Origin of the sequence: uncultured Neisseria sp. (assembly GCF_951230505.1) — a bacterium.
Classification (GTDB): Bacteria; Pseudomonadota; Gammaproteobacteria; order Burkholderiales; family Neisseriaceae; genus Neisseria.
Map to the genome: position 1 here is coordinate 1 of NZ_CATNVN010000161.1, position 4,105 is coordinate 4,105.

At 49.1% G+C, this 4,105-nt stretch carries 3 protein-coding genes; 2 read left to right on the forward strand and 1 reads right to left on the reverse strand.

Annotated features, from left to right (window positions below; all coding sequences use genetic code 11):
• Positions 1–101: 101 nt before the first annotated feature.
• Positions 102–1,025: an RluA family pseudouridine synthase gene (locus Q1M25_RS08610; protein ID WP_300483869.1), complete on the forward strand. Its 924-nt coding sequence runs from the start codon at positions 102–104 to the stop codon at positions 1,023–1,025.
• A gap of 68 nt (positions 1,026–1,093) precedes the next feature.
• Here the strand turns inward: Q1M25_RS08610 and adhP are convergent, their stop codons facing one another.
• On the reverse strand, positions 1,094–2,137 hold the full coding sequence (gene adhP, locus Q1M25_RS08615; protein ID WP_300483870.1) for an alcohol dehydrogenase AdhP: 1,044 nt from the start codon (positions 2,135–2,137) through the stop codon (positions 1,094–1,096).
• A 340-nt stretch (positions 2,138–2,477) separates the two neighbouring features.
• Here adhP and Q1M25_RS08620 point away from each other — a divergent pair, with 340 nt between their 5' ends.
• A complete protein-coding gene (locus Q1M25_RS08620; RefSeq protein WP_070584307.1) occupies positions 2,478–3,956 on the forward strand; it encodes an aldehyde dehydrogenase family protein in 1,479 nt (492 codons plus the stop codon).
• The last annotated feature ends 149 nt before the right edge of the window (positions 3,957–4,105 follow it).

The following is a 4,105-nucleotide window of genomic DNA, read 5'->3' on the forward strand; positions in this document are numbered from 1 at the left end:
GATAGACCATATAAACATTAGACATAAATGACGATCTGCCGCACTTTCTCAATCCGAAACACCATCTGAAAAAATCCTAAAAACCGAGTACAATCCGCCGCATGAAAAAACGTACCAATCCCCTACCCCTTTTAGACGGTGTCAAACCCAGCTACTTGGTTTTGCCGCATGAAAAGCAGTTTTACGGCTTGCCGCTGCTGCATTTTTTATGCGCTCATTTTCCCTTTGTCGGCGAAGAAAACTGGCGGCGACGGCTGAACAGCGGTTTTGTGGTGGGCGCGGATGGCGTACCGTTTGATGAGAATACCTTGTTCGAGCCCGGCAAGACGATGTTTTATTACCGTGAAACCAGCCGTGAGAGCGAGCCGCGTATTCCGTTTGAAGAAAAGATTTTACATATTGATGAGCATTTGATTGTGGTGGACAAACCGCATTTTCTGCCCGTCATCCCCAGCGGCAGATTTTTGCGGGAAACCTTGCTCACGCGCCTGCGTCTGCGGCCGGAATTACAGCATTTGAATGTTGAAGACATTACGCCGATTCATCGCTTGGACAAAGATACGGCAGGCGTTATGCTGCTTTCGCTCAACCCTGCCACGCGTCGCGATTATCAGACCATGTTCCAAGAAAAAACCGTCCGAAAAACCTATGAAGCGGTGGCGCCGACGCGGACGGATTTGGACTATCCGCTGGATATTTCATCCCGAATGGAACGCGGCGAAAAATTCTTTCTCACGCAGGAAACGGAAGGCGAACCCAACGCCCACACGACCATCGAACTTATCGAAAACCGCGGCGCGTTCAGCCTCTACCGCCTCACGCCGCATACCGGAAAAAAACACCAGCTCCGCGTGCATATGATGAGTTTGAACATGCCGCTGATGAACGATGCACTTTACCCTACCCCATTGGCTGCCGGTGATGAAGACTACGACAAACCTTTAAAACTTTTGGCCAAAAGAATAGAGTTTACCGATCCTGTCAGCAGAGAAATCCGCGTATTTGAAAGCGGCTTTACGCTTTAAGTTATCCAATCCAACAAAAAGGCCGTCTGAAAAGTTTCAGACGGCCTTTTTGTCACTGAATCATTTGATTAGTGATGAATGCAGCTGCACTCTTTATTCATATCAATCACCATACGGCCGGTAATTTTACCTTCGCGCATTTCTTGGAAGATGGCAGGCGCTTCATCCAAAGCACGCAATTCGACTTTAGGCACAACCAAGCCTTCTGCGCCGAATTGGAATGCTTCTTCCAAATCTTTGCGGGTACCGACCAGAGAGCCGACCACTTCGATGCCGTCCAATACCAAACGTGGGATAGACAAGTCCATAGACTCAGGTGGCAAGCCAACTGCAACGACACGGCCGCCGGCACGAACACAATTCACGCCTGAATTGAAGGCGGCAGCGGATACGGCTGTTACCACGGCTGCGTGTGCACCGCCGGTTTTTTCCTGAATCACTTTGGCGGCATCTTCTTTGACGGCATTGATGACCAAATCAGCGCCGCTTTCTTTAGCGAATGCCAGTTTGTCGTCGTTGACGTCAATGGCAACAACGTGCGCGCCAAACACTTTTTTCGCGTATTGAACCGCCAAGTTGCCCAAACCGCCTGCGCCGTAAATCGCAATCCATTGACCCGGACGAACGCCGGAAACTTTAATCGCTTTATAAGTGGTCACACCGGCACAAGTAATGCTCGAAGCTTGCGCAGGATCCAAGCCTTCAGGGACTTTGACCGCATAATCGGCACTCACGATACAGTGGGTCGCCATACCGCCGTCGGCAGTATAACCTGCGTTCAATACGGAGCGGCACAAGGTCTCGCGGCCGGTATTGCAGTATTCGCAAGAACCGCAGCTTTGGAACAGCCATGCGATGCTGACACGGTCGCCGACTTTCAGATTTTTCACACCGTCAGCAACTTCTTTAACCAAACCGATGCCTTCGTGTCCCAACACGCGACCCGGTTTGTCGCCGTAATCGCCTGCCGCAACGTGCAAGTCGGTGTGGCACACGCCGCAATACTCAACTTCCACCAACGCCTCGCCGTATTCCAGCGGACGCAGTTCGCGTTCAACAACTTCTACATCACCTGCTACATCTTTATTTACTACCACAGCATGCATTTTCATGAGAGAGTCTCCTAGAGTGTTGAAAAACTGTTTAGCTATGAATGAGAATACTCCCCATATCCGAAGCCGTCAACCCATAATCTTTTTCAAAACAATAAGTTATAATGTTATACCATAACAAAATCTATTTAAGCCGTATAAATCTTTAAATATATTAACAAATACACTTTCATTTCAATAAAATCCTTTATTTTTCAGACGGCCTGCTACATGAGACAACATTGCAAATGTAAATTTTGAGAATATTATCATTTTTAGTACTTGAACTTAAAAAGAAAAAAGCATAAGCTGTTTTTCATGGTGTGAAACACCTATTCCCATTCATTAAGGAGACAGCATTATGGCAAAAGATTTAAATGTGTTTGATAAAGAATACGGCCTTTTGATCAACGGCGAATGGACAAAAGGTAGCGAAGGCAAACTTTTATCCTCTTACAACCCTGCCAATGGCGATGAATTGGCCAAGTTCACAGACGCAACCGACGCCGATGTCGATGCTGCCGTAGCCGCTGCGCAAGAAGCGTTCAAAACATGGCGCAAAACCACGACTGCCGAACGCGCGGCCATTTTGAACAAAATCGCCGATGTGATTGATGAAAACGCCGAATTGTTTGCCCTGCAAGAAACCTTGGACAACGGCAAACCGATCCGCGAAACCCGTGCCGCCGACGTGCCTTTGGCTTCCGACCATTTCCGCTATTTCGCCAGCGTGATCCGCGGCGAAGAAGGCACTGCGACCCAGCTTGACGCCGAAGACCTGTCCATCGTTTTGCGCGAACCGATCGGCGTTGTCGGCCAAATCATTCCTTGGAACTTCCCATTCTTAATGGCCGCATGGAAAATCGCTCCGGCATTGGCCGCAGGTTGTACCATCGTCATCCACCCTTCTTCCAGCACTTCATTGAGCCTGTTGTCCCTCGCTCAAAAAATCAACCACTTGCTGCCTAAAGGCGTGTTGAACGTGATTACCGGCCGCGGTTCCAAATCCGGCGAATACATGCTGCACCACAAAGGCTTCAACAAACTGGCCTTTACCGGCTCAACCGAAGTCGGCCGCCGCGTCGGCATCGCTGCTGCTGAATTACTGATTCCGTCCACTTTGGAATTGGGCGGCAAATCTGCCAACATCTTCTTCGACGATATGCCTTTCGACAAAGCCCTCGAAGGCGCGCAAAAAGGTATTTTGTTCAACCAAGGCCAAGTGTGCTGCGCCGGTTCGCGCATTTTTGTACAAGAAGGCATTTACGACAAATTCGTCAATGCTTTGGCTGAAGAATTCAAAAAAATCAAAGTCGGCCTGCCTTGGGAAGACGACACCCAAATGGGTTCTCAAGTCAATGCCGGTCAACTCGAGACCATTTTGAAATACGTCAAAATCGGCGAACAAGAAGGCTGCCGCATCATTACCGGCGGTAAAAAAATCGAAGGCGAATTGGGCAAAGGCGAATTTGTCGAGCCTACTTTGATTGAAGCCAGCAACGAAGCCCGTGTTTCCCAAGAAGAAATTTTCGGCCCGGTTGCCACCGTGATTAAATTCAAAACCGAAGAAGAAGTCATCAAAATGGCCAACGACAGCGAATACGGCTTGGGCGGCGCAGTTTGGAGTACCGACATCAACCGCTGCCTGCGCGTTTCCAACGCATTGGAAACCGGCCGCGTTTGGGTAAACTGCTACAACCGCCTGCCTGCCGGCGCGCCGTTTGGCGGCTACAAAACTTCAGGTATCGGCCGCGAAACCCACAAAATGATGCTCGCCGCCTACACCCAAGTGAAAAACATCTACATCAGCACCCGTGAAGAACGCGAAGGCTTCTATTGATTCGGCAATTCACATTAATCTGATTTAGGACATAAAAGGCCGTCTGAAACCTGTTTCAGACGGCCTTGTTTTATTCTGTTTCGCAATAAATGCTTCATATCTTTCTCAAAAAAAGCCCCATCACTTTCTCTCCGGCTACAGCCAGCAAT

What these genes read in the sequence shown, in the direction of transcription:
- Q1M25_RS08620 (WP_070584307.1), top strand. Translation starts at nt 2,478, where the DNA reads ATGGCAAAAGATTTAAATGTGTTTGATAAAGAATACGGCCTTTTGATC.
- adhP (WP_300483870.1), bottom strand. Translation starts at nt 2,137, where the DNA reads ATGAAAATGCATGCTGTGGTAGTAAATAAAGATGTAGCAGGTGATGTA.
- Q1M25_RS08610 (WP_300483869.1), top strand. Translation starts at nt 102, where the DNA reads ATGAAAAAACGTACCAATCCCCTACCCCTTTTAGACGGTGTCAAACCC.